This is a genomic window from Methylomarinum vadi, assembly GCF_000733935.1.
Classification (GTDB): Bacteria; Pseudomonadota; Gammaproteobacteria; order Methylococcales; family Methylomonadaceae; genus Methylomarinum; species Methylomarinum vadi.
Genome location: NZ_JPON01000001.1, coordinates 985,487 through 1,007,985 on the forward strand (window position 1 = coordinate 985,487; position 22,499 = coordinate 1,007,985).

At 51.1% G+C, this 22,499-nt stretch carries 22 protein-coding genes and 1 pseudogene; 2 read left to right on the forward strand and 21 right to left on the reverse strand.

The features are described 5' to 3' along the window. Positions 1 to 38: 38 nt before the first annotated feature. The 13 genes from asd to prmB all read right to left on the reverse strand — a co-directional run bounded on the left by asd (position 39) and on the right by prmB (position 13,577). Positions 39 to 941 carry an archaetidylserine decarboxylase gene (gene asd, locus EP25_RS21785; RefSeq protein WP_456085405.1) on the reverse strand — a complete coding sequence of 301 codons (903 nt, stop codon included), beginning with the start codon at positions 939 to 941 and terminating at the stop codon, positions 39 to 41. Between the two features lie 393 nt (positions 942 to 1,334). After that, a complete protein-coding gene (recJ, locus tag EP25_RS0105010) occupies positions 1,335 to 3,080 on the reverse strand; it encodes a single-stranded-DNA-specific exonuclease RecJ (RefSeq protein WP_031432883.1) in 1,746 nt (581 codons plus the stop codon). Positions 3,081 to 3,136: 56 nt separating this feature from the next. Beyond that, positions 3,137 to 4,231, reverse strand: a complete 1,095-nt coding sequence (gene thrC, locus EP25_RS0105015; protein ID WP_031432884.1) for a threonine synthase — start codon at positions 4,229 to 4,231, stop codon at positions 3,137 to 3,139. Between the two features lie 6 nt (positions 4,232 to 4,237). After that, positions 4,238 to 5,548, reverse strand: a complete 1,311-nt coding sequence (locus EP25_RS0105020; protein ID WP_031432885.1) for a homoserine dehydrogenase — start codon at positions 5,546 to 5,548, stop codon at positions 4,238 to 4,240. Between the two features lie 140 nt (positions 5,549 to 5,688). Beyond that, positions 5,689 to 6,873 (reverse strand): alanine transaminase, encoded by a 1,185-nt coding sequence (gene alaC / locus EP25_RS0105025; RefSeq protein ID WP_031432886.1) that lies wholly within the window; start codon positions 6,871 to 6,873, stop codon positions 5,689 to 5,691. 237 nt (positions 6,874 to 7,110) lie between these two features. Continuing rightward, positions 7,111 to 7,878, reverse strand: a complete 768-nt coding sequence (gene kdsB / locus EP25_RS0105030; protein ID WP_031432887.1) for a 3-deoxy-manno-octulosonate cytidylyltransferase — start codon at positions 7,876 to 7,878, stop codon at positions 7,111 to 7,113. Then, positions 7,875 to 8,066, reverse strand: coding sequence for a Trm112 family protein (locus tag EP25_RS0105035; protein ID WP_031432888.1), 192 nt, complete (start codon positions 8,064 to 8,066; stop codon positions 7,875 to 7,877). Before EP25_RS0105035 ends, kdsB begins: the two co-directional genes overlap by 4 nt. Further along, the gene (gene lpxK / locus EP25_RS0105040) at positions 8,059 to 9,057 is read right to left on the reverse strand and encodes a tetraacyldisaccharide 4'-kinase (RefSeq protein WP_031432889.1); all 999 of its coding nucleotides are present in this window, start codon (positions 9,055 to 9,057) and stop codon (positions 8,059 to 8,061) included. The genes EP25_RS0105035 and lpxK overlap by 8 nt, the downstream gene beginning before the upstream one ends. Beyond that, a complete protein-coding gene (locus tag EP25_RS0105045) occupies positions 9,054 to 9,491 on the reverse strand; it encodes an ExbD/TolR family protein (protein ID WP_031432890.1) in 438 nt (145 codons plus the stop codon). The genes lpxK and EP25_RS0105045 overlap by 4 nt, the downstream gene beginning before the upstream one ends. Then, the gene (locus tag EP25_RS0105050; protein ID WP_031432891.1) at positions 9,491 to 10,105 is read right to left on the reverse strand and encodes a MotA/TolQ/ExbB proton channel family protein; all 615 of its coding nucleotides are present in this window, start codon (positions 10,103 to 10,105) and stop codon (positions 9,491 to 9,493) included. Before EP25_RS0105050 ends, EP25_RS0105045 begins: the two co-directional genes overlap by 1 nt. Positions 10,106 to 10,350: 245 nt before the next feature. Continuing rightward, entirely contained in the window at positions 10,351 to 11,505 is a 1,155-nt protein-coding gene (locus tag EP25_RS0105055) for an MFS transporter (RefSeq protein ID WP_031432892.1), read from the reverse strand. A gap of 51 nt (positions 11,506 to 11,556) precedes the next feature. Next, positions 11,557 to 12,645, reverse strand: coding sequence for a chorismate synthase (gene aroC / locus EP25_RS0105060; protein ID WP_031432893.1), 1,089 nt, complete (start codon positions 12,643 to 12,645; stop codon positions 11,557 to 11,559). 2 nt (positions 12,646 to 12,647) lie between these two features. Further along, positions 12,648 to 13,577 carry a 50S ribosomal protein L3 N(5)-glutamine methyltransferase gene (prmB, locus tag EP25_RS0105065; RefSeq protein ID WP_031432894.1) on the reverse strand — a complete coding sequence of 310 codons (930 nt, stop codon included), beginning with the start codon at positions 13,575 to 13,577 and terminating at the stop codon, positions 12,648 to 12,650. 86 nt (positions 13,578 to 13,663) lie between these two features. Here prmB and EP25_RS0105070 point away from each other — a divergent pair, with 86 nt between their 5' ends. Together EP25_RS0105070 and fliK are read left to right on the forward strand one after the other, a co-directional pair. After that, complete coding sequence (locus EP25_RS0105070) at positions 13,664 to 14,542, forward strand: HDOD domain-containing protein (protein ID WP_031432895.1); 879 nt, start codon at positions 13,664 to 13,666, stop codon at positions 14,540 to 14,542. Positions 14,543 to 14,544: 2 nt separating this feature from the next. Beyond that, positions 14,545 to 16,020: a flagellar hook-length control protein FliK gene (gene fliK / locus EP25_RS0105075; protein WP_031432896.1), complete on the forward strand. Its 1,476-nt coding sequence runs from the start codon at positions 14,545 to 14,547 to the stop codon at positions 16,018 to 16,020. A gap of 154 nt (positions 16,021 to 16,174) precedes the next feature. On the opposite strand, the gene leuB is transcribed toward fliK, so the two are convergent. The 8 genes and pseudogenes from leuB to EP25_RS0105115 form a co-directional block, all read right to left on the reverse strand. Then, positions 16,175 to 17,281 (reverse strand): 3-isopropylmalate dehydrogenase, encoded by a 1,107-nt coding sequence (gene leuB / locus EP25_RS0105080; RefSeq protein ID WP_031432897.1) that lies wholly within the window; start codon positions 17,279 to 17,281, stop codon positions 16,175 to 16,177. A 111-nt stretch (positions 17,282 to 17,392) separates the two neighbouring features. After that, positions 17,393 to 17,824, reverse strand: a pseudogene (gene tnpA, locus EP25_RS0105090) (IS200/IS605 family transposase). Positions 17,825 to 17,910: 86 nt separating this feature from the next. Next, positions 17,911 to 19,470, reverse strand: a complete 1,560-nt coding sequence (locus EP25_RS0105095) for an alpha-isopropylmalate synthase regulatory domain-containing protein (protein ID WP_031432898.1) — start codon at positions 19,468 to 19,470, stop codon at positions 17,911 to 17,913. 204 nt (positions 19,471 to 19,674) lie between these two features. Beyond that, the gene (locus tag EP25_RS0105100) at positions 19,675 to 20,160 is read right to left on the reverse strand and encodes a hypothetical protein (RefSeq protein ID WP_031432899.1); all 486 of its coding nucleotides are present in this window, start codon (positions 20,158 to 20,160) and stop codon (positions 19,675 to 19,677) included. Between the two features lie 243 nt (positions 20,161 to 20,403). Next, complete coding sequence (locus EP25_RS0105105) at positions 20,404 to 20,718, reverse strand: HigA family addiction module antitoxin (protein WP_200875011.1); 315 nt, start codon at positions 20,716 to 20,718, stop codon at positions 20,404 to 20,406. 11 nt (positions 20,719 to 20,729) lie between these two features. After that, complete coding sequence (locus EP25_RS22880; RefSeq protein ID WP_084190946.1) at positions 20,730 to 21,023, reverse strand: type II toxin-antitoxin system RelE/ParE family toxin; 294 nt, start codon at positions 21,021 to 21,023, stop codon at positions 20,730 to 20,732. 184 nt (positions 21,024 to 21,207) lie between these two features. Beyond that, on the reverse strand, positions 21,208 to 21,738 hold the full coding sequence (locus EP25_RS0105110; RefSeq protein ID WP_031432900.1) for an REP-associated tyrosine transposase: 531 nt from the start codon (positions 21,736 to 21,738) through the stop codon (positions 21,208 to 21,210). Between the two features lie 241 nt (positions 21,739 to 21,979). Beyond that, positions 21,980 to 22,429, reverse strand: coding sequence for a hypothetical protein (locus EP25_RS0105115; protein ID WP_031432901.1), 450 nt, complete (start codon positions 22,427 to 22,429; stop codon positions 21,980 to 21,982). Between the last annotated feature and the right edge of the window lie 70 nt (positions 22,430 to 22,499).

Genomic DNA, 22,499 nt, shown 5'->3' on the forward strand with positions numbered 1-22,499 from the left:
GCCACGCCATTCCCGGATTCCGCAACGCGGCATCCAGGCTACGAAGTATTTATAATGTAGATTATTAAGTTAATATCTTGCCGATTAACTGCCCCACCTTTACCAGGGCCCCTTCCACAAAATCGCTTTCCCAACCGACCTTGTCGCCGGCAAACAGCAAGATCACGGTCGATCCCATATTGAAGCGCCCCATTTCTTCCCCTTTTTTTCCGCGGGGGGGGGTTATAAGGATAATTCCAATGCCGAATATCGCCGTGCGTCGGCGGCGTGATCACGCCGTCCCACACCGTCTCGATGCTGGCGGAAAAAATCGATCCCACCATTACCAAGGCCATGGGGCCGGCCTCGCTGTCGAAAAAGCTGACGACGCGTTCATTCTTGGTATAGAGGCCGGGCATCAATTTTTGGGTAAGCGGATTAACACTGAATAAACGCCCCGGCACATGCACCGTTTCCAGCAACGTGGCGTTGAATGGCATATGCACCCGGTGATAGTCGCCCGGCGACAGCACGATCGTCGCGTAAACGCCTTTTTCATAGGCTTCGGCATGCGGGCTTTCCCCGCCCAATAACGCCGAAACGGAAAATGTGCTGCCCTTGGCCTGTATGATCTCTCCTGAACTAATCCGGCCAGCCTGACTGACGATTCCATCGGCGGGACAGGCGATTCCGTTTTCCAATTTGGTAATAGGTCTCACCCCCTGCTTCAAGGCGCGGGTATAAAATGCGTTTAAGTTCGGGTAACGGTTCAGATTGCGCGAGACGGCCTCTTTGGTGTCGGTCTGATAGCGTTTGCCGAAGCGGCGAATCAATCGATTCTTGACGGCTTCGTTCTCGTATCGAGAAAGCCAACCCACTAGCCGGGATGCCAAGTGATGGGGATAAAGATACTGTGGCGCAATTCTAATCAATTCTTTAAAAGACAATTTTTTATTCAACATGATCCGTCCTCAACAACCCTGCTAAGAAATTGAAGAGATATTCTGGCATGGATAGGACGAAAATTATTGACGCTATGTCACAATCATGGGGTTTGATAAATCGCCAGCCGGATTTCGAAAGTTACAGATTAAAAACAATTATTATATTTTAAAATCAATTAATTATATAACTTACTTAAAGTAAGTTACAACGCATTGTTAATGTCGGATAAAGTAATGTATGAGGAGTTTCCCGTGAAACAAACTGCGGCATGTTGAACGGAAAACAGCGTGAATCCCGATAAAAATCGGTCAAAAATAAAGTCGCTCGAAATAGGAAAAAACTCCCTAAGACAGGATTGAGTCGGACATGCCGTCACATTGACCGGCCTGCCCGTAATTTTAAAAAATCGATCACTCGACTCTTTCGAAGTACTTCAGCATCAATTGAATCGACCGGCTGCCCCGGTATTCATTGATGTCCAAGGCATAAGCTGCATTGATCTTGCGGCAACCCAGCCAACTCTCCGGTTTTTCAGTGAAAAAAGCGATGGCATCGATCAACAAAGAATTGAACGGCAGGCGCAGCACGAATTTCAGGTGTTGTTGCCCGACAATCCGGCATTGGATGACATCGAACAAACCGTGAAACACCGGTTCGGGAAATTCCTGGCCCCAGGTCGCCGATTGTTGCAGTTGTTCGGCGAAATTCAGATTCAAATAGTTTTCATCCAACTCACCATCGGAATAAACTTTCTGTTCTAAATCAATATGTTCCAGCTTATTCCTAACAACTTCATCAAAAGCCAACGCGAACGGCGGATAATCATGCATCTGTAAACTCAACCCCGCCGCCATCGCGTGGCCGCCGAACTTGTTCAACAGCTTCGGATGTTTGGCCGCGATCTCGCTCAAGACGTCGCGAATATGGATGCCGGCGATGGAGCGCGCCGAGCCCTTGATTTCGCCATTGTCGGCGGGCGCGAACGCCACCACCGGACGGTGCAGCCGGTCCTTGATACGGGAGGCCAGTATGCCGATGACGCCTTGGTGCCAATCGCGATTGAACAGACAAACGCCGGCGGGCAAATGTTTTTCGTCCAAGGCTTTCATCTCCGACAGCAATTGCATGGCCTCGTGCTTCATCTGCCCTTCGATGTCCTTGCGATCCTGATTTAGCTCATCCAGTTGCCGCGCGGCGTTTTTGCAATAGTCGGCATCGTCGCTGAGCAGGCATTGAATACCCAAGGACATGTCGTCCATGCGTCCGGCGGCGTTCAAGCGAGGACCGATCGCAAAGCCGAGGTCGGCGGCGTTCAATCTGTTATATTGCCGCCCGGCCACTTCGATCAATGCCAGAATACCGGGATGGCATTGGCCGGAACGAATGCGCAACAGCCCTTGATGGACCAGAATGCGATTGACCTGATCCAGCGCGACGACGTCCGCCACCGTGCCCAAGGCCACCAGATCGAGCAATTGCGCCAGATTCGGCTGTTCCAGGCCGCGCCGTTCGAACCAATGGCTATCCCGCAGCCGGCTGCGCAATGCCATCAGCACATAGAAAATGACGCCGACGCCGGCGATATTGCCGCTGGGAAACTCGTCATCCGGCAAGTTTGGATTGACGATGACATCGGCCTCGGGCAGGTTGTCGCCCGGCAGGTGATGGTCGGTCACCAACACCTTGATGCCTTGTTCCCTGGCGGCGGCGACGCCGGCGATGCTGGAAATGCCATTATCGACAGTGATGATGATCTCGGCTTGTTGCTGCTTGACCAGCTCGACGATTTCCGGGGTGAGCCCGTAGCCGTATTCGAAGCGGTTGGGAACGACGAAGGAAACCTGTTCGGCGCCCAACAGGCGCAGTCCGCGCACGCCGACGGCGCAGCTGGTCGCGCCGTCGGCGTCGAAATCGGCGACGATGCAGATTTTTCGCCCCGATTCGATGGCATTAGTCAACTGCTCCACCATCGCTTCCATGCCGGTCAACAACCACGGCGACGGCAGCCTGTTCAGGGTGCGTTCCAATTGTTCCGGTTGGCTGATGCCGCGGCTACTGAAGATGCGCTGTAACAACGGGTCCATGCCCTCCACCTGCAGCTTCTTCTTGCCTTCCGGACGCAGTACGATTTGTTTTTTTACACCCTGATAATACATGCTAGACGATTAAAAAAGCCGGCATCAGCCGGCTCTTGTTGCATAATGGTCGAAACTTACATGCGGTCCAGTATCGCTCTCTTGACCGCGTCGAGCGTCGCATCGATCGTCACCGGATGCGTGTCCTTGCATTGGCTGATGGCCGTGTCCGGGTCCTTCAAGCCGTTGCCGGTCAGCGTACAAACGATGCTGCTGCCTTCCGGTATCTTGCCCGCACCGATATCCTGCAGGGCGCCGGCCAACGAAGTCGCCGAGGCCGGTTCGCAAAAAATGCCTTCAAATTGCGACAGCATTTTCTGGGCGGCGAGAATTTGTTCGTCGGTCATCGCATCGAACCAGCCGCCGGACTCCTTCTGCGCATTCCAGGCTTTGTCCCAGGATTGCGGATGGCCGATGCGGATCGCCGTGGCGATGGTTTCGGGATGATCAATCATCTTACCGGAAATGAACGGCGCCGCGCCCGCCGCCTGATATCCGCACATGACCGGACGCTTATCGGTCACGGCCTTGAGATTCTCGCTAGCGCGGGCGTATTCCGAGTAACCTTTCCAGTAGGCCGAAATATTGCCGGCATTGCCGACCGGCAAGCAATGAAAATCGGGCGCCGTGCCCAGTTCATCGACGATTTCGAAGGCAGCCGTCTTCTGCCCTTCGAGCCGATACGGATTGATCGAGTTGACGATCGTGACCGGCGCATGGTCGGCCAATTGCTTGACCAAGGCCATGCCGACATCGAAATTGCCGTTGATTTGAATGATTTCGGCGCCATACATCAGCGTCTGCGCCAATTTACCCAGCGCGATCTTGCCTTCAGGGATCAACACGAAGGCCTTGATGCCGGCACGTACCGCGTAAGCCGCAGCCGATGCGGACGTGTTGCCGGTCGAAGCGCAAAGAATAGCCTGGCTGCCCTCTTCCACGGCCTTGGTCACGGCCATGGTCATGCCGCGGTCCTTGAATGAACCGGTCGGATTGAGCCCCTCGAATTTGACGTAGATATCGACATCCTTGCCGATCAGGCGCGGAATGTTTTGCAGTTGAATCAGCGGCGTATTGCCTTCGCCGATACTGATGATGCGCGTGCTTTCACTGACCGGCAAGCGGTCGCGGTAGGTTTCGATCAAACCTGTATAACGTTTACGAATTGACATAATAAATTATTTCAGGGATTCCAGACGGATGCGGCAGACTTTGCCGGTAACGGTGGACAATGCCTCGATTTCGACGATCGCGGCATTCATTTCTTTTTCCAGGGTCAACTGGGTCAGCATGATGACGGGCAAAGTCGACTCGCCTTCACAGGGCTCTTTTTGAATGATCGCCTCGATGCTGATTTGATGATTGGCGAGAATGCGGGTGATATCGGCCAGCACGCCGGGCTTGTCCTCGGCGGTCAGGCGCAGGTAGTAAGAGGTGTTGATTTCCTCGTCGGACAACACCGGAATATCGACGATCGCCTCCGGCTGGAAGGCCAGGTGCGGCACCCGGTTTTCCGGATCGCTGGTCAACGCGCGGACCACATCGACGACATCGGCCACCACGGCGGACGCGGTCGCCTCGGCGCCGGCCCCGGCGCCGTAATAGAGGGTTGGCCCAACCGCATCGCCTTTGACCAATACCGCATTCATGACGCCGTTGACATTGGCGATCAAGCGGCGTTCGGGTATCAGGGTCGGGTGAACCCGGAGTTCGATTCCCTTTGACGTTTTACGGGCAATGCCGAGATGCTTGATGCGATAGCCCAGTTGCTCGGCATATTCGACATCCTCACGGGTAATTTTAGTAATCCCCTCGGTAAAGGCCTTGTCGAACTGCAGCGGAATACCGAAGGCGATCGACGCCAGAATGGTCAGTTTATGGGCCGCGTCGATGCCTTCCACGTCGAAGGTCGGGTCAGCCTCGGCATAACCCAAGGCCTGGGCCTCGGCCAGCACATCGGCGAATTCGCGGCCCTTGTCGCGCATCTCGGTCAGGATGAAGTTGCCGGTGCCGTTGATAATGCCGGCCAGCCATTCGATCTGATTGCCGGCCAAACCTTCGCGGATCGCCTTGATGATCGGAATGCCGCCGGCGACAGCCGCCTCGAACAACACCATCACGCCCTTGGCGCTGGCCCGCTTGAAGATTTCGTTGCCGTGCAATGCGATCAAAGCCTTGTTGGCGGTGACCACGTGTTTGCCGTTTTCGATCGCCTGTAACACCAGCTCCTTGGCCAGCGTATCGCCGCCGATCAGTTCCAGCACGACATCGATTTCCGGGTCATTGACGATTTCGAACGGATCGGTGGTCAAAGCTATGTCTTGAGTGTCGCAAATTCGTTCGCGATCCAGATTCCTGGCCGAAGCGCGGGTCACGATGATGTCGCGCCCGGCCCTACGGGCAATTTCCTTTGCGTTTCGTTTCAGCACATTGACGGTGCCGCCGCCAACCGTACCCAATCCCAACAAACCAATTTTTACCGGTTTCAAATGTCACTCCCAAACTTTAACTTCTTTAGACTTCAGTTCCGCAATCATTTCCCTTCTCGACTAGAGCAGCAGATATAGGACAACGTTGGTTCCGTTGCAGACAACCAACCCCTCGGCGCGAACACGATAACAACCGGACATTATACTACGTTGTCTTTCTTCAGCATATTGCGAATACCCCGCAAAGCCTGGCGCGTGCGGTGCTCGTTTTCGATCAAGCTGAAACGAACATGGTCGTCGCCATGCTGGCCAAAGCCGATCCCCGGAGAAACCGCGACTTTGGCATCGATAATCATTTTCTTGCTGAATTCGAGTGACCCCATCGCCTTATAGGGTTCAGGAATTGGCGCCCAGACAAACATCGTCGCCTTGGGTTTTTCCACCTTCCACCCCATTGCATTCAAGCCGTCGCACAACACATCGCGTCGGCTTTTATACATGGTGCAAATTTCCTGGACACAATCCTGCGGGCCTTCCAATGCCGTAATCGCGGCCACCTGTATCGGCGTGAAGGTACCGTAATCCATATAAGATTTGATTCGCGTCAATGCCGCAACCAGCTTCTGGTTTCCGCACATGAACCCCACCCGCCAACCGGGCATGTTGTAACTTTTCGACAAGGAAAAGAACTCGACGGCAACGTCTTTGCCCCCTTCGACTTGTAAAACCGACGGTGCTTTGTAACCGTCGAACACGATATCGGCATAGGCGATGTCATGGACGATCCAAATATCATGGCGCTTGGCCATCGCCACGATCTTTTCGAAGAAATCGAGCTCGATGCACTGGGTGGTCGGATTGCCGGGAAAATTGAGAATCAACATTTTCGGCTTGGGCCAGCAATCCTCGATCGCCCTTTCCAATTCCTCGAAAAAATTGATACCGGGGACCAGCGGCACATGGCGCAAGTCGGCGCCGGCAATGACCACGCCGTAAGGATGAATCGGATAGGCGGGACTAGGCACCAAAACGATATCGCCAGGCCCTAAGGTCGCCAAGGCCAAATGGGCGAGACCTTCCTTGGAGCCGATAGTGACGATCGCCTCGGTTTCCGGGTCCAAGTCGACATCGAAACGGGTTTTATACCAATTACAAATGGCTCGCCGTAGCCGAGGAATACCTTTGGAAACGGAATAACGATGCGTGTCGCCGCGAATGGTCGCCTCGACCATTTTATCGACAATATGCTTGGGCGTCGGCTGGTCGGGATTTCCCATCCCAAAATCTATAATATCCTCACCCGCGGCACGAGCCTTGGCCTTTAATTCGTTGACGATATTAAAAACATAAGGCGGGAGGCGGCTGATGCGATGAAATTCTTCCATTAAAGACTCTAAGACCCTAAAAATAAATTGATGGATGAACGGTTCGGCTGCTAACTCTCTTTTAGTTCACAACCGCATTTTCCTAGAACACGACAAACATTCTAAATTAGTGTTTTTACAAATTTTTGTCAATTAGCAGTGATGATAATTCGGGGATTTTTTTACACCCCGGAGATTTGCTGTAAATGGCTTTCAATCGTTCTTGAAGCGATACGGCATTCGGCCTCTTCAGAATGCTTAATTACCCGCTAAAATTGCACCAACGCGGTGCAAATCCTCTTCGGTATCGACACCCGCTTCCGGGGTTTTGGCGACCGTCTTGACCAGAATTTTTTCGCCATGCCATAACACGCGCAATTGTTCCAAGCATTCTACGGCTTCGAGCGGCGACGGTCGCCAACTGCAATACCGCTGCAGAAAAGACACCCGATAGGCGTACATGCCGATATGGCGCAAAAACGGCAAGGCCTCGTTTGCCATATTCGCCCTATCGGGAAAGCCCCCCCGCTCCCAGGGAATCGGCGCCCTACTGAAATAGAGTGCGTAACCGGACTTATCCAGCACCACCTTGACCGCGTTGGGATTGAAGATTTCGGCCTGATCCTCGATGCGCGCCGCCAGCGTCGCCATGCCGGCCCGGCCCTGACCGGACAGAGCGGTCGCCACATCATTGATGTAGGAAGGCGGAATCAACGGCTCATCCCCCTGCAGATTGACGATGACATCTTCTGCCTGCCAGTTTAATTGCCTGGCGACTTCGGCGATGCGTTCGGTACCGGATTGATGACCGGGATCGGTCATGACGACCTGCAGCCCTAAGCGTTCGACCTCGGCAAAAATCCGCTCATCGTCGGTGGCGACCACTACCTGCTCCGCACTGGCTTCCAGGGCGCGTTCGCAGACATGCGCAATCATCGGTTTACCGGCGATTTCCAGCAACGGTTTGCCCGGCAGGCGGCTGGAACCGTACCTGGCGGGAATGACGACTTTGAATCCGTCGCTCATATGTTCAAGGCGTCTATTTCTTCATCGGTCAATTCGCGCGCCTCGTCCTCCAACATAACCGGAATGTCGTCGCGGATCGGGAATGCCAAGCGATCGGCCTTACAGATCAATTCCTGATTATTTTTGTCGTAGACCAAGGAGCTTTTGCAAATCGGACATGCCAGAATATCGAGTAATTTTTTATCCATGAGTTTTCTCTTTTAATAACGTTAATAATTGTTCGCTAAAATCCGCCTGCGGTTCCGCCCGGATAGGCACATGCCAATGGCTTTCATCGGCGAACGCCTGGCATTTAACCGCATCTTTTTCGGTCATCAAGGCCGGCTTGCCGTCTTGGAAACGAATATCGGCGGCGGCAAACTGGAAGTGATCGGGAAAAACGTGCTCCTGGAATTTCAAGCCGGCTGCCGTCAATAGTTTGAAAAAACGTTGGGGATTACCGATTCCGGCAAGGGCATGGCAAGGCGTATCCTTGAACTGCCGCAATTCCTTTTCTTCCCCGGTTTTTAGATTCACGGCGCGATCGCCAATGAAGCGCATCGCATATTCCCCCTCCTCTTCCGCTTCGCCATTGACGATCACCAGATCCACTTCACGCAGTCGCTCGATCGGCTCCCGCAAAGGTCCGGCCGGCAAGCAATAACCATTTCCGAAACGGCGTTGGCCATCGATCACGGCGATTTCGATATCACGTTGCAAGGCATAATGCTGTAAACCGTCATCGCAGACAATCACATCGCAATCATGTTGTTGCAACAAAGTGCGCCCGGCCGCGACCCGATCAGCGCACACCGCCATCGGACTGGCGCTGTGCCTGGCGATCAAAACCGGTTCGTCGCCGACCACTTGCGGATCGCTATCCTTACCGACGAAGACGGCTTTTTCTTTCGCCTCGCCGCCATAGCCGCGGCTGATGACGCCCGGATTGTAGCCATGCTCTCGCAACCAATTGGCCAACCAGATCACCAATGGCGTTTTGCCGGTTCCACCCACGGTAATATTGCCAACGATGATGACCGGCACGGGCAATTTACTACTTTTGAAAATTCCCTTGCAGTATAGAAAGCGACGCAATCGAATGATATCGACATAGATCAATGAAAACGGCATGATCCAGGTCGAAACATACATTTCCTTGTACCAAGCATCCTGAAGCCAACGCGCCAAGGTCTTTTTCATGAGTTGCCGGGAACATTCTTGGTGGCGAAGGTAATCCGTTTAAAACCTAAATCACTGGCAATATCGAGGGCGCTAATAACCGCCTGGTGCGGCGTTTTGCCGTCGGCGCTGATCACGAAAGGAATTTGCCTCGAATTACCGGCCGCCTGTTCCAGCGCCTTCCTCAACGTGGACAGTTTCTGATTGACCAATTGGTGAAATTTGCCGTCATCGGCGGAAATATAATAAATGCCTTCGGCGTCGATCAACAGAGTGATGATTTTTTCCTGTTTTTCGGCCTCAACCCCTTTCGCTTGCGGCAACGATACTTTCAGTTCGGTTTGGCGATTAAACGTCGTGGTGACCATGAAGAAAATCAACAGCAGAAACACCACATCGATCATCGGTGTGACGGAAATTTCCAGCGGCGGTCTTTTACGGCGGCGAAAATCCATTAATCTTCCTCTCTATCACCGTGCATGATATCGATCAAGCGCAAGGATTCTTCTTCCATTTTAACGACATATTCATCGACCAGGCGTTCGAAATAACGGTGAAAGATCAAGCTCGGAATGGCCACGGTCAACCCCGCCGCGGTCGTAATCAAGGCTTCGGAGATACCGCCGGCCAACACGCCGGGATCACCGACCCCGTGTACCATGATGGCGGAAAAAACCTTAATCATACCGATTACCGTGCCCAACAAGCCCATCAGCGGCGTTATCGAGGCAATCGTGCCCAGTGAATTGAGGTAGCGCTCCAATTCATGCACGACTTGATGTCCTGCTTCCTCGATACTGGTTTTCATCATATCGCGTCCGTGTTCGCTATTGGCCAGGCCGGCGGCCAATACCGCCCCCAGGGGCGAACTCATTTTAATGCGGCGCAAGGTCGCGTCATCCAGTTTATTGTCGCGATGCAGTTGCCAAATACTCGGCACCAATTCAACCGGCATAATAATGTTACGCCGCAATGACCAGAACCGTTCTCCAATGATGCCCATGGCCCCTATCGAACACAAAATAATCGGCAGCATCATCCAACCACCGTTTTTTATCAATTCAAACACGTATTTTTCCTTAGTTTTAAAAACCGAACCTTCACAGCAATCCAGCCGCTAAGGCCGGATAATTTATTATAAAATAAAAGGTTTTAGCAATATTCAGATTAACAGATCGCCCCTATTGAGTTAGCAAGACTATCGATAGCAGGGATCGCTGTCGTCAAGGCCCCAGGGTGGTTTTTATGCCGTGCCTTGATAGCTCGATGGGACACCTGAACTTCCATCAGAACCCTATTGATTAAATTGTTATTCTAACTCAACAACGCTTGTTTTTCTCGCCCGACCCAAATGAAAGCGATGATAAAAGCCAGACAACAACAAGCCGCCGCCATCGAATAGACGAAAGTCGCGCCAAAGGAATCCCATAGATAACCGCTATAAAGGCTTCCCAACATACCGCCCAGGCCGAAACTCATACTGCTGTACAAGGCCTGCCCTTTCCCTTGATGGCGGCCGCCGAAATATTGATGCACCAAATGAATCGCCGCCACATGCGATGAACCGAAGGTGGCGGCATGCAACAACTGCGCGGCAAGCATCATCAGCAGAGAATCCGGGTAATGAGCGATCATCAGCCAACGAGCGATGCTCAAGGCGATGCTGATTAACAAAATGATACGCAAACTGATCTTGGCCAACAACCGCTTCATAAAGATGAATAGCACGATTTCGGCGCAGACCCCGACCGCCCACAACGCGCCGATCAAGGTCGCTGGATAGGCGTGCTGATTCAGATAAATCGAATAAAACACATAATAAGGGCCATGCGCCAATTGCAACAGCATGTAGACCAGAAAGAACGCGATCACCTCGGGGCGCAATAAAATACGCCAGATGCCGACCGTGTCATGCGGCGAAATGCCGGCTTTCGCTTCCGGCGTCAGCAAAGCCACCATCCAAATCAAGCTCAACATCAGCGTGATGACCCAGGGCAGATTGCCAATGCTAAAAAACTCCAGCAACCGGCCAATCCCCAACACGGTGACGATGAACCCCACCGACCCCCATAATCTGATCTGACTATAGCGGTGCGCTTCGTGTTTGAGGTGAAACAAAGTCGCCGCTTCGAATTGCGGTAATGCAGCGTTCCAGAAAAAACTGAAGCAAACCGTGATCAGCGCGAACCACAAATAGCCTTCGAAGAACAAAAAACCGGCGAAAAACAAGGCGGCGAAGAACGATGCGATGCGAATAATGCGCATACCCTTGCCGGTATGGTCGGCGATCCAGCCCCACAGATTGGGGGCGACGATTTTGGTTGCCACCATCAAGGCCGACAATTCGCCGATTTGCAAGGCCAAAAATCCGCTGTTTTCCAAAAAAAGACTCCAATAGGGCAGAAAACAGCCCAGGGTCGCAAAGTAGAAAAAATAGAAAGCGGAAAGACGCCAATAGGGCACAGTCATGCGATAGTGGATGGTTTGAAATGTCGGAGTGCGGACGCACTCCGGAACGGGTTAGCGTAACGACGGCAAACCGGAATCGACGTCGATATTTTGCGCCCGGTGCCGCAGCACATGGTCCATCAAGGTAATCGCCATCATCGCCTCGGCGATCGGCGTCGCCCTGATACCGACGCAGGGATCGTGCCGCCCGTGCGTCACGACTTCGATCGGCTCGCCGCGCGTATTGATGCTTCTGCCGGGAAGACGCAGACTGGAAGTCGGTTTCAGAGCGATACGGGCGACAATATCCTGGCCGGTCGAAATGCCGCCCAAGATGCCGCCGGCATGGTTACTGAGAAAACCCTCGGGCGTGATTTCATCGCGAAATGCCGTCCCCTTGCTATTCACACAAGCAAAGCCGTCGCCGATCTCGACGCCCTTGACTGCATTGATGCTCATCAGCGCATGCGCCAATTCGGCATCGAGGCGGTCGAAAATAGGCTCGCCCAATCCGGCCGGTACATTGCGTGCCACCACGTCGACTTGGGCGCCGATCGAGTCGCCCTCCTTGCGCAAGGCATCCATATAGTTTTCCAGTTCCGCAATCTTATCGGTATCGGGACAAAAAAACGGATTGGTTTCGATCACCTCCCAATCCAATTTCTCGATCTTGATCGGGCCCAATTGCGACAAATAACCGCGTATCTCGATCGCGAACTGTTGTTTCAGGTATTTCTTCGCGATCGCGCCGGCCGCGACCCGCATCGCCGTTTCCCGCGCCGAGGAACGCCCGCCGCCGCGGTAATCGCGAACTCCATACTTGTGCTGATAACTGTAATCGGCATGGCCTGGGCGGAAAGTTTCGGCGATGTTGGAATAATCCTTGGAGCGCTGGTCGGTGTTTTCGATCAGCAAACCAATCGGCGTACCGGTCGTTTTCCCTTCGAACACACCGGAAAGGATTTTCACTTGATCGGCCTCGCGGCGTTGCGTGGTATGCCTTGAAGTGCCGGGTTTACGCCGGTCCAGATCGACCTGCAAATCGGCATCGTTCAGTTCCAACCCCGGCGGGCAACCGTCGACGATGGCGCCGAGGGCCGGCCCATGACTTTCTCCAAAAGTCGTTACGGTAAATAATTTTCCTATTGAATTTCCAGACATTGTTATAACGCGTTTAAAAATAAAGAATGATATTGCTTAACCTGTTCGGCGGTCAGCAAAAACACACCCTCGCCGCCGCGTTCAAATTCCAACCAATAAAAAGGCACCTGCGGAAATAACTGCTGCAGCGTTTCCGCGCTACTGCCCACCTCGACGATCAAAATCCCGTGTTCGGCCAGATAATCGTTGGCATCGGCCAGTATCCGCCCCACCAGGTCCAGGCCGTTTTCGCCCCCCTTGAATCCCATCGCCGGTTCGGCGTGGTATTCGTGCGGCAAGCCTTCCCATTCCGCAACACTGACATAAGGCGGATTACTGACGATGATGTCGTAAGGTTTTTTCGGTAAATCGGCAAACAAATCCGATTGAAACAAGGTGACCTGATCGCTCACATCATGCTTGTCGATATTGATCCTCGCCACCGCGCAGGCATCGCCGGACAACTCCACCGCATCGATTTGCGCTTCGGGAAAAGCATAGGCGCAGGCAATGGCGATACAAGCGCTACCCGTGCACAGATCGAGCACATTAAAAATTTGCTCTTCGTCGACCCAAGGTCCAAAGCGCTGCTCGATCAACTCGGCGATCGGCGAACGCGGCACCAACACCCGCTCATCGACATAAAACGACAAACCGGCAAAAATAGCCTCATGGGTCAAATAGGCCGAAGGTTTGCGTTCGCGGATGCGCTTAAGGATCAAATCCACCACCTGCTCCCTCTCAGCCATCGTCAACGTCGCATCCAGGTACGAATCGGCCAGGTGATAAGGTTGATGCAGGGTATGTAACACGATTGCCGCCGCCTCGTCCAATGCCGTCACGGTACCGTGTCCGAGAAAAATTTGGTTGGCGGCGAACTGGCTGGCGCCCCAGCGAATATAGTCTCTGATGCGGGTCAGGGTTGTGGTAACATCTGAGGATGTTGAATTCATGGCCTATAATTTAGTTAAGCTGAGTCAACCGAAACGAGAATTTTAAACTAAACTGTGCCGGCTTGTCCGATTAAAGCTGATTTTTTATGCCCAACGCCGTATCGCCACCGAAAACTGCGAATCTCGCCAAAAACCGTTTATACCTGGATTGCTACAAATACATGCAATCCGACAAGCTGGCCTTGCCGACCATTCCCGATGTCTCCTTTAAAATCCGCCGCGCAATCAACGATAAGAGAGCGAACAGCAGCAAAATTGCCAAGGTCGTGCAGATCGACCCCAGCATCACGGCCCGCCTGATCAAAATATCCAACAGCCCCTTGTACCGCGGCCGCCGCAAAATCGAAAGCTGTCCTGAGGCATTGACCAGGCTGGGACTGAAAGTATCGCAAAACATCATCACCGCTTTTGCCATGAAAGGTGTGTTCACGGCCAAATCACCGATTATTCGCCGACAAATGCAGGATCTATGGACGCATAGCAGCTATGTCGCCGCTATCAGCGCCGTGTTCGCCCACAAAACTCCCGGCTTCGATCCGGACCGGGCCATGCTGGCCGGCTTGGTGCACGATATCGGCGTGGTCCCGATTCTGGCCTATGCCGACAAAAACGCCGACATCCTCGACAGCCCCAAGGATCTGGCCGAAACCATCAAGGAGTTGAAAAATGATATCGGCTTGCAGATCATCCGTCGCTGGGATTTTCCCGATGACTTCGAGGACGTCATCACCAATTCGGAAAATTGGTATCGTGACACCGGCAGGGAAGCGGATTATGCCGACATCGTCATGATTTCCCAATTGCACAGTTACATCGGCAAGATCGACGTCAAGAAAATGCCGAAAATGGACGAACTACCGGCCTATAAAAAACTGGCGGCCGGTAACCTCGATGCCGACCAAAGTATCAACATCCTGGATCAGGCCAAGGACGAAATCGAACATATCCGACAAATGCTCAACTAGCGATGGAAATCAAGCTTCCTTTGCCGGTCAACACCTTAGGGACTGCCAAGAGCAAACTAGACGCGTTAACGTTGCAGTTGAATCAGCAACTTGAAGTCAAGGTCATCGAGGCAAAAAGCGAACAAAACACGCTGACCTTGCAATTCGCCAACACCACTCTACGGCTACAAAGCAATCAGCCGTTGGCGATCAAGCCTGGGCAAGCATTGATGTTGCAGGTCGTCAGGCTGCAACCCGCTCCGGAATTCCAAATCGTCAAACCGACGCAACCAACAACACAAGCCGCCACCGAACCGCTGCAAAACGAAATCATATTAAAACAATTGCAACCCTCTCCCGCCCCTCAACAAACAACACAGTTAACCAAACAACTCGTCACCGGCCAGTTAGTGGCCTTCAAGATTGCCGGCATCACTGCCAACTCGCTATCCGGCCTGTTATATATCGACGGCGAAAACAAAGCCAGCACTCGACCGCCCTTGCCCGCCACGTTACCCGTAAAACAAATTGTCAATCTGGGCGTTTCCAGTGGACAACGCAATGACAATCAGGCGTTAACGCTAAAAAACGGCCAGTGGCTGACACTCGAAGTGGTCAAGCCCGGCGACCAGCCGCAATTCAAACTCGTTACCTATCCGGAGCGAGCAATAAGCGATCGGGCCATTACCGAGGCGATCAAACAGTATTTACCCATTCAAGACTCGGCCACGACATTGCTCAATTCGCTCTCTAACCTGGAAGGCGAAACGGAGGTGCCGCAGTTATTGCAGCGGCTGGCCCGCGAAATTCTGCAAAGCTTGCCGCAACGCTCGCAACTGACCGATGCCGATTCGCTAAAACACCATATCGAGAATTCCGGCAGACTGTTCGAAGCCAAACTCATTCAGCTAGCCACTCTTCCCGATATCAATTTGAAAGACGATTTCAAATTGAAACTGCTGCAACTGATTAATCAGTTACAACAACAGACCGACCCGACGCCGGAGCAAAAACCCAAAGCAAACGAACTGAATTTACTTCGGGAAATTCTGCAAAAATCGCACGCCACCCTAGCCAAGACCATTCTCGATCAACTTGCCTCGTTACCCAGAGAAGACGGCAACAAATTAAATTGGAGCTTGGAGCTTCCGTTCTTCAACCAAAAGCACATCGACAAGATTGCCATTCAAATCGAACAGGAAAAAACCGCCACCTCTAAACAAGCGAAAAACACCTGGGCCGTGACGATGACACTGACACCGCCGGGCTTAGGCACCCTGCACTGTAAATTACATTGCTTCGACAATATCGTCAGCACCCGATTCTGGAGCGACCAAACGTCCACCGTGGAAAAAATAAAGCACCATCTCGATTATCTAAGACAAGAATTAGAAAATAACGGCATCAATCCCGGTTTGATCGAAGTTCAGCAAGGCCACCCGCAACAAACGACGGACAGTCATTTAAGCGTACGCAATTTATTGAACGAGGAAGTATAAAAAGAACGGCTTTGATTCCTATAAACTACTGTTTAGTCAAAGCGAAAGAAGCGATTGGAAGCGTCTTCACTGCGAAAACGCTTCCCGATCGGAAGGAAAATACCCGCTATTTCTTGGGTTCAAAATGAGGAAAAGAACGAATTAATGGAGTCGTCTAGACCTTCGGCATTTGCCTCAGCTTTTCAACCACCTTGTCGCCGAATTCCACCGTACTGATCATCTTCACGCCGCTGCCGGGCTTGGACAAATCGGCCGTGGAGAAACCGTCGGCGAATACGCCTTGCATCGCCGCCCAAACATTTTTGGCTTCTTCCCCCATATCGAAGCTGTTTTCCAGCATCATCGCCACCGAACCGATCATCGAATAGGGGTTGGCGATATTTTTGCCGGCGATGTCCGGAGCCGAGCCGTGCGACGGCTCGTAGTAGGCCTTTTCGGGACCGATGCAAGCGGAAGGCATCAAGCCCAATGAACCCAAGATGCCGCCGCCTTGGTCGCTGAGGATATCGCCGAACATATTTTCCATCACCATTACGTCGAACTGGGTCGGTTTCAGGCATAACGCGGTGGCCGCGGCGTCCACCAGGAAGTTGACCACTTTGACATCGGGATATTCCTTGGCCACTTCTTCCATGATTTCATTCCACAATACGCTGGATTTCAACACATTGCTCTTATGAATGTTGTGCAGCAATTTGCGGCGTTTGCTGGCTAATTTGAACGCTTCGTGCATGATGCGACGGATTTGTTCTTCGTCGTACTCCAGGGTTTCGCGGACATAACGCAACCCTTTGTCGTTGACACCCATTTCCTTGTCACCGAAATAGAGGCCGCCAACCAGCTCGCGCACCATAATCAGATCGATGCCGTCGCCGATAACTTCGGGTTTCAACGGGGAAAAATGCGCCAGTGACTTCGGCAAAAAAACCGGGCGGAAATTGGCATAGGTATTGTAGCGACGGCGTAAAGGCAGCAAGGCGCCGCGTTCGGGTTGTTTGTCCACCGGGATTTTTTTCGACTCCTCGTGGCTCAAACCAATCGTACCTTTCAAGATAGCATCGGCCTGATCGCAAATATCGATGGTCGCTTGAGGAAAGGCATCACCGGTTTCAAAATAAGCGCACGCGCCAAACAGCGCCGGCATTAATTCAAACTTGACGTCATTGCGTTCTTCGATGACCTTCAGCACTTTAATGGCTTCATCGGTGATTTCAGGACCAATGCCGTCACCGGCCAATATTGCGATTTTATATTGCTTCATTATTTCTGCTTTATCCGAATTAAACTTCAAAACTAAACAACCACCCGCTCAAGCGGGTGGGTTCCAATAACGGACTGAAAGTCCGGATACGCGTCGACTAAACGACGCGTCTTAGTCGGGCTCCATCTTGAAATTATCGTTTGGATTAGGTTCAAAGTGATGCTCCAAATATTGCTTTATCATCTCATCAGTCATTTGCCCCACTGTGGCGCAAAAATAACCGCGGGCTCAAAAATGTCGACCCCAATATCGCTTTTTCAAGTGCGGGAACTCTTCGAACAGATAGCTCGAAGTTCGTCCCTTGATTCGCCTCATGATTTCGCTTGGGGCCATAGTCGGCGGCGCACTCACCAAAATGTGCACATGATCTTTGCTCACGACACCTTTGATAATCCGTATCTCAAAGGCTTCGCATGTCTGCCGCACCAAGTCTCTCACTCGTTCGGCTATTTCATCCTTCAGCACTTTATAACGATACTTCGTAACCCAAACAAAATGATACTCAATTTGGTAAACCGTATGGCTGCCGTATCTATAGTCCATCGCCACCTCCTTGGGCAAATTATCGCAGCTAAAGCTGACCGGCTAAAGCCGGTGGTTTAAACCTTATGATGGATAATTAATGGTTGTTACTTTGCTTTTCCAATCGTTTGACCACACTCCATTTCATGGAGCTGGATATTGATCAGTTTTAAAGTGGCCAGAATACCGGCAAAAACCTGATTGACATGGACGCCACGGGTTTTACGCAATTCATTGCCGCAATCCCAAGTAATCACGCTCTCGGTCAATGCGCTGGCATGACCGCCTTTGGGAATGCGGATTTCGAAATCGGCCAGCTTGGGCAGCGTGAAATCATATTTGGCCATTACCTTGCTGATGGCATCGATGAAGGCATCGAAGCCCCCGCTTCCGGCTCCGGTGGCCTGGTGTTTGTCCCCTCGCACCTTGACGCGCAGACTCACAGTGGATTGTAAATCCAAACCGCTATTGATCGAACACGCCAATAATTTGATATGTTGGTAGCTTTTGCTTTCTAAGACATCGGCAATGATGAACGGTAGATCGTCGGTAGTGATGGTCTGCTTGGAATCCCCGAGACTGACGATACGGGCCAGCACTTTTTTCTGGTCTTCCTCGGAAAGATTTACTTCGAGTTGTTCGAGATTCTTTTTCAGGGAAGCCTTGCCGCTCATTTTTCCCAAGGCGTAGCTGCGGGTTCGCGAAAAACGTTCCGGCCCCAAACGGGTTTTATACAACCCTCCTTTCTGATCGCCATCGGCATGAATACCGGCAGTTTGGGTAAAAACATCGGCTCCGACGATCGGGGCATTGTCGGCGATACGCTTACCGGAAAAATTTTCCACCATGTTGCTGATGCGAACCAAATGGCTTTCGTCAATGGCAAGTTGCATACCCATTTTATCACGCAACACTACGGCAACTTCAGCCAGCGAGGCATTGCCCGCACGCTCGCCCAGGCAATTGATGGTGCAATGGACCGCCCTGACGCCGGCACGAACGGCCGCCATGACGTTGGCGGTGGCCAAACCGTAATCGTTATGGGGATGAAAATCGAACTGAAGTTCCGGGTAACGCTGACACATGTCGTTCAGGCTGGCAAAGACCTCGTCCGGCGCCATAACCCCCAAGGTGTCCGGCAACATGAAATGGCTGACCCGGCTGTGCTGCAGTCTATCCACCAAACCATACACATAATCACGGCTATCCTGATAACCATTCGACCAGTCTTCCAAGTAAATATTAACTTTCAGGCCTTGTTCATGGGCATAAGTAATCGTTTGCAACACATCGGCGCTATGCTGTTCCAAAGTTTTACCCAACTGTTCACGGCAATGTTTCTCGCTGCCTTTGGCAAGCAGATTGATAACTTTGCCGCCGGTGGATTTGATCCAATCGACACTACGCGTGTGATCGACAAAACCGAGCACCTCAACCCGATCTGCGAAGCCCTCCTGTCGAGCCCATTGATTGATCTCGCTGACAGCTTCCCTTTCCCCTTCGGAGACCCGCGCCGAGGCCACTTCGATACGGTCGACGCGTAAAAACTGTAATAACGCCTTGGCGATGCTGACTTTTTCCGTCGGTGTAAAGGCGACGCCCTGTGTTTGCTCACCATCACGCAAAGTGGTATCCATCAGCTGGATATGTCTTGAATCAAGCGACATGATTTCTGTCTAATTTATTAAATAATTGGTTTCAGTACCCTTCATGGCTGTCCGGAAATCAATTACGAACGAGGCAGCAATAAAGATGACTAAATGACACGCAGCTGATCATTTTCCCTAAAACTGGCGCGCCTTGCAATCCTTGCTTCCATCTCACCTTTTAGAAAAACGACATAAGAGCAACGACAACAAGACTTCAGGATTTCATTTGGAATGAAAAACTTGTTGGTAAAATGGGTGCCAGGCGCAAGCGCTCCGTATCGAAACAGCGGATTGATTCAAATCGAAAACGATGGGCGAGGTTTCATATTTGTTTCCTTGGCCTTTGACTACCACTCGATTTTTTTTGACGAAGTCCCTAAAGATACTTTCCATGATAGCCCCGGTGGTAATAGTGGTCCTATCACCAACGACATTATTGACATTGATGATATTTATTTCTTCCTTATCCACCTTATACTGAAAATGCGTGATATTTTTCGCCGAATTTGGTTCTCGCCAGGTGATGGCTAATTGCGGGGTCTCGTTTTCCCTGCAAAAAATTTTGACTTCCGTTTTAGCGGAAGGCTTAATTGAGGCAATCCCCACTTTGTTATCCATCAAGGGATCTTTTGTAATAGCCGAAGTCCAATCCGCTAAAATCTGAGTATTGCCGGCCATCAACAATACAAACATAATTATTTTTTTCATGGATGTTTACCGGAAGCACTGAATTGGACTTTCGATAATAACACAGCCTACCATTTGTATTGACTCAAACGAGATCCGACAATTACAAATTAATCTCACTGAAAGCGTGGGATTTGTTCAGTGCCTGGTTTCGGCCACTTTGCGACATTCAAAGATTTCAATGTATGACTGCAATAAAACCGAAACCAGTCGCATAACGCCAAAATCACCGGCCCGCGTTAGCGGGTCAAGCGAATTTTATGGTCATGCCATTTTTTGTACGTGCTTATAATCTTGTATTGACTCAATTTCTTTTTTTTCAATACTTTGCGCTTTATACAGCTCCCACCTCATTTGCAGATTTAGCCAAAAATCAGGCGAGACTCCAAAAAACTTCCCTAGCCGCAAAGCTGTACTTGGGGTAACCCCTCGTTTTTGATTAACTAACTCATTGATGCGTTGATAGGGAACATGAATCGCCTCTGCAAGTTCACGCTGCGTAATTTCCATAGGAACAAGAAATTCTTCACGGAGCATTTCTCCAGGATGAGTTGGTTCTCTATGGGTTGGGACTCTCATAATATTTGCCTCTAGTGATAATCAGTTATTTCTACATTTGCTGGGCCTAATTCTTCCCATGAAAAACAAATTCTATATTGTTCATTGATACGAATACTGTACGAACCAGCTCTGTTTCCCAAAAGACTTTCTAACCGGTTCCCAGGAGGAACTTTCAATTCTTCTAGGGATTGAACAGAGTCTAATTGATCTAATTTCCTTGCTGCAATTCGCCATAGAGTTTGTGGGCAAGCCTTTCGTGCCAATTTGGAATTGACCCCATTAAATATATCTTCTGTCGCCTTATCATTGAACGATACAATCATGGGATCATGATAGCACGGCTTCCATGATATTCAAGGTATCTCCACAAATCACCGGCAAATTGGAGCAACGAGAAGCTTGTGGCATTTGCCACAAACGAACGTCGCGGAAATTTGTCCGCGTGAATTTGCATTGTTAGGTGAGGGCCGTAGGCTGGGTTGAACAACGAGAAACCCAGCATTACAATTATTCCCAATCCTGTTCGATTAAGTCCGGTGCGGCAGCCCAATCTTCACTGTAAATCCCTAATTTAACCCAACGATGAAAAGATGAAAAAGGCCATTCCTTCACTTTCGTTACAAGCCCATGTTTTACTGGATTGTAATGAATATATTCAAAATGCCGCTGAAAATCTCTATCATCGCGGATTTGGTGCTCCCAATAACGGCGTTGCCATAGGCCGCGTTCTTTGTTACGCAATCGACTGCCGGATACTCTTTCGCCTTTCTCGATAGACCTGGAAAAATGCGATTTGATCAAACGCCAGCGCATCGGATAATCGTCGTCGCCTTCTGGTAATCGCCAAATACAATGTAAATGTTCCGGTAATATTGCTATGGCTTCGATGACCAGGGGATGGCGTTGTTTCGTATAGCGAAATGCTTGGCGTAAATCGTCGACACGCCGAACCAGCAAGTCATTTTGTTTTCGTTGAGCAAGATTGACGGTAAAGAAATAAACGCCGCCTTTTGCATGGCTACGAATGTAAGTGCGCATAATTTATTCATTCATAAGCTGGGTTTCATTATCATTCAACCCAGCCTACTTCTGCAAACCCAACATCGGCTTATTATCAATTTGCGGACATTAACAAAACTAAAGAGATCGTCGCTTATGGGTCGATTACTCCCTTTCAAAGCACAATCATTGCGATTATATTTTAAAAGATGTTAGACCGAGTTTGAGTTTCTAATGTCATTCAAGGATTAATCTATTGATCTCATATAGAAAGCCACAGTCAAACGATATCTTCTCCCGACACCCTTATTTGCGCCAGCGAAGCAACCGCCCCGCCGCCACTAATATCGGGGATAATCATCAGCTCAAGCAGCCTAACGGACCCTATATCGAGCCGATGCACTTCGGTTTCCCGGGTTGATCCCCGTGGACTGAAATTCCATTGCTGACGGACAGCTTCGCGAAAGTTGTCGTCGTTATCCGGCGACCAGCGTAAAACATATTCCTGTGTTCGTTCGAGTGCATTTTCGACGAACACTAACTTGACTTTGCCTAACTTTATCGGGCGGGCGAATGTTAGCCGAATCTTCTGCCGCCCCGGCCCTGAAGCGCGCCACCCCGAGGTAAAGATTGGTAACAAGGCAAAGTCGATAGGCCGAGTGGCATTTGCCGAACTCACGTCCACATCGGCCAGTTCAATTACATTCAACCATTCATCATCGGTTTCCATTTTTTCCTCTTGATAGTGCAAATTTTGTCATCAACCCTTTTTTTGCCAGCCTGAACTAACGGATCGCTGC

Excerpts from the sequence above, each read along its gene's own strand:
- EP25_RS0105115 (WP_031432901.1), bottom strand. The coding sequence starts at position 22,429 with ATGGAAACCGATGATGAATGGTTGAATGTAATTGAACTGGCCGATGTG.
- fliK (WP_031432896.1), top strand. The coding sequence starts at position 14,545 with ATGGAAATCAAGCTTCCTTTGCCGGTCAACACCTTAGGGACTGCCAAG.
- recJ (WP_031432883.1), bottom strand. The coding sequence starts at position 3,080 with ATGTATTATCAGGGTGTAAAAAAACAAATCGTACTGCGTCCGGAAGGC.
- asd (WP_456085405.1), bottom strand. The coding sequence starts at position 941 with ATGTTGAATAAAAAATTGTCTTTTAAAGAATTGATTAGAATTGCGCCA.
- EP25_RS0105100 (WP_031432899.1), bottom strand. The coding sequence starts at position 20,160 with ATGAAAAAAATAATTATGTTTGTATTGTTGATGGCCGGCAATACTCAG.
- EP25_RS0105110 (WP_031432900.1), bottom strand. The coding sequence starts at position 21,738 with ATGCGCACTTACATTCGTAGCCATGCAAAAGGCGGCGTTTATTTCTTT.
- EP25_RS0105070 (WP_031432895.1), top strand. The coding sequence starts at position 13,664 with ATGCCCAACGCCGTATCGCCACCGAAAACTGCGAATCTCGCCAAAAAC.
- EP25_RS0105055 (WP_031432892.1), bottom strand. The coding sequence starts at position 11,505 with ATGACTGTGCCCTATTGGCGTCTTTCCGCTTTCTATTTTTTCTACTTT.
- aroC (WP_031432893.1), bottom strand. The coding sequence starts at position 12,645 with ATGTCTGGAAATTCAATAGGAAAATTATTTACCGTAACGACTTTTGGA.
- EP25_RS0105035 (WP_031432888.1), bottom strand. The coding sequence starts at position 8,066 with ATGGATAAAAAATTACTCGATATTCTGGCATGTCCGATTTGCAAAAGC.
- leuB (WP_031432897.1), bottom strand. The coding sequence starts at position 17,281 with ATGAAGCAATATAAAATCGCAATATTGGCCGGTGACGGCATTGGTCCT.
- EP25_RS0105095 (WP_031432898.1), bottom strand. The coding sequence starts at position 19,470 with ATGTCGCTTGATTCAAGACATATCCAGCTGATGGATACCACTTTGCGT.
- EP25_RS22880 (WP_084190946.1), bottom strand. The coding sequence starts at position 21,023 with ATGATTGTATCGTTCAATGATAAGGCGACAGAAGATATATTTAATGGG.
- thrC (WP_031432884.1), bottom strand. The coding sequence starts at position 4,231 with ATGTCAATTCGTAAACGTTATACAGGTTTGATCGAAACCTACCGCGAC.
- prmB (WP_031432894.1), bottom strand. The coding sequence starts at position 13,577 with ATGAATTCAACATCCTCAGATGTTACCACAACCCTGACCCGCATCAGA.
- kdsB (WP_031432887.1), bottom strand. The coding sequence starts at position 7,878 with ATGAGCGACGGATTCAAAGTCGTCATTCCCGCCAGGTACGGTTCCAGC.
- EP25_RS0105045 (WP_031432890.1), bottom strand. The coding sequence starts at position 9,491 with ATGGATTTTCGCCGCCGTAAAAGACCGCCGCTGGAAATTTCCGTCACA.
- alaC (WP_031432886.1), bottom strand. The coding sequence starts at position 6,873 with ATGGAAGAATTTCATCGCATCAGCCGCCTCCCGCCTTATGTTTTTAAT.
- EP25_RS0105105 (WP_200875011.1), bottom strand. The coding sequence starts at position 20,718 with ATGAGAGTCCCAACCCATAGAGAACCAACTCATCCTGGAGAAATGCTC.
- lpxK (WP_031432889.1), bottom strand. The coding sequence starts at position 9,057 with ATGAAAAAGACCTTGGCGCGTTGGCTTCAGGATGCTTGGTACAAGGAA.